General features: G+C 66.1%; 1 protein-coding gene. It reads right to left on the reverse strand.

Annotated elements, in window-relative coordinates; all coding sequences use genetic code 11:
- Window positions 1–2059: calcium-binding protein (locus FEV53_RS20110; protein WP_221931699.1), on the reverse strand; the 2059-nt coding region annotated here is incomplete at both ends.

The following is a 2059-nucleotide window of genomic DNA, read 5'->3' on the forward strand; positions in this document are numbered from 1 at the left end:
ACCACGTCGTTGCCAGACCCACCGTCGAGGATATCGGTGCCAGCGCCGCCGCTCAGGGTGTCATCGCCGCTCTCACCGAGAAGGCTGTCGTCGCCGACATCCCCCTGAACGGTATCATCGCCTGCACCGGCAGCGACGCTGTCATTTCCGAGACCGCCATAGATCGTATCGGCGGAAAAAGTGCTCCCGCTTTCAACGATACTGTCGTCCCCGCTGCCACCGTAGATCAGGTCAGACGCGGACCCCCCATCGAGCGTATCGTTCCCGGCGCCCCCTTCGACCGTATCCACGCCGTTATCGGCATTGACCACGTCCGCCCCGGCTCCGCCAGACACGGTGTCATCGCCGGCCCCGCCGCGGAGGAGGTCATCGCCGGAATCGCCGATGAGCGTGTCATTGCCCGGGTCTCCGAAAAAGGTATCATCGCCGGCCCCGCCGCGGAGGAAGTCATCCCCGCTGTCCCCGTCCACCGTGTCATCGCCACTGGCGCCAAACAGGCTGTCATCGCCGCTCCGACCGTCGAGAACGTCAGCCCCGGCCCCCCCGTCGAGCGTGTCGTTGCCAAGCCCCCCCACCAGCGTGTCGTCGCCGCTGTCGCCTGCCAGAGCGTCGTCGCCGCTGCCGCCCAGCAGCGTATCGGCGCCAATCCCACCGCTCAGAGTATCGGTGCCGGTCCCGCCGAGCAGGCTGTCATCGCCGGAGCCGCCATCGAGCGTGTCGTTGCCAGTGGCACCACCCTGAAGCGTATCATTCCCCAGGCCGCCAAAGACGCTATCGTCTGCGAGGCCTGCATCGACGATGTCATTGCCCGCCCCGCCATAGATCGTGTCGAGAGATCCCCCCCCACCCCCATCCGTGATCGTGTCGTCCCCGGCCCCGCCATAGACCAGATCAGGCTGTCCGCCGGCATCAATTGAGTCGTCACCAGAGCCCCCATCAATCGTGTCATTGCCAAACCAGCCGATGATGGTGTCGCTGCCAGCCCCGCCCAGGAGGCTGTCGACGTCATCGGAGCCGTAAAGGCTGTCGTCGCCGGAGCCGCCATCGAGCGTGTCGTTGCCCGTGCCGCCATCGAGCGTGTCGTTCCCGGCACCGCCAGAGATGGTGTCATCGCCCGAACCACCACTGATCGCGTCTTCACCAGAGCCGCCCTCCAGCATGTCGTTGCCTTGGCCGCCGAACAACCGGTCCGCCCCCGCATCGCCAAACACGCTGTCATCGCCGATACTTCCGAAGACGCTGTCATTTCCCGATCCGCCAAAGACCGCGTCATCGCCCGACCCGCCGCCAACCAGGTCGTCACCGGACTCGCCTCTGAGCGTGTCGTCGCCAACACCCCCATTCAGCGTGTCGTTGCCGGCCCCGCCCAGCAGAACGTCGTTGCCGATCTCACCCAGCAGCGTTTCATCCCCGCTGCCCGCGTCCACCGTGTCATCGCCGCTGGCTGCGACAAACGTATCAACGCCCGCGCCACCGATCAGCAGGTCGTTGCCCAGTGTCCCCACCAGCGAGTCAGCCCCGGCCCCCCCGTCGAGCGTGTCATCGCCACTCGCGCCAAGCAGGGTGTCGTTCCCGGCGCCGCCATAGGCGATGTCGTTGCCCGTGCCGCCGTCGATGGTGTCATCGCCGGAGTTCCCAAAGAACCGGTCGTTGCCCGTGCCGCCGTCGATGATGTCATCGCCGGAGTTCCCAAAGAACAGGTCGTTGCCGGCTCCCCCGACCAGCGTATCCTGGCCGGCCCCGCCCGTGACACTGTCGTTCCCGAGTTCGCCAAACACCGAGTCATTGCCAACCCCGCCCGAGACGTCGTCGTCGCCAGAACCGCCAGAGACGGTGTCATCGCCGTCATCGCCCTTGAGCGTATCGCTCCCGGCCCCCCCATACAGGGTGTCGCTCCCGTCCCCGCCTCGCAGAGAGTCATCGCCGAGTTCGCCAAACACCGAGTCATTGCCCGGGTCTCCCGTGACAGTGTCGTCACCGGAGCCCCCATAGAGAGTGTCATCGCCGAAATCGCCGAAAACCTCGTCGTTGCCCGAGCCTCCGTAAACGGTATCGTTGC

Origin of the sequence: Palleronia caenipelagi (genome assembly GCF_007004065.1) — a bacterium.
GTDB lineage: Bacteria > Pseudomonadota > Alphaproteobacteria > Rhodobacterales > Rhodobacteraceae > Palleronia > Palleronia caenipelagi.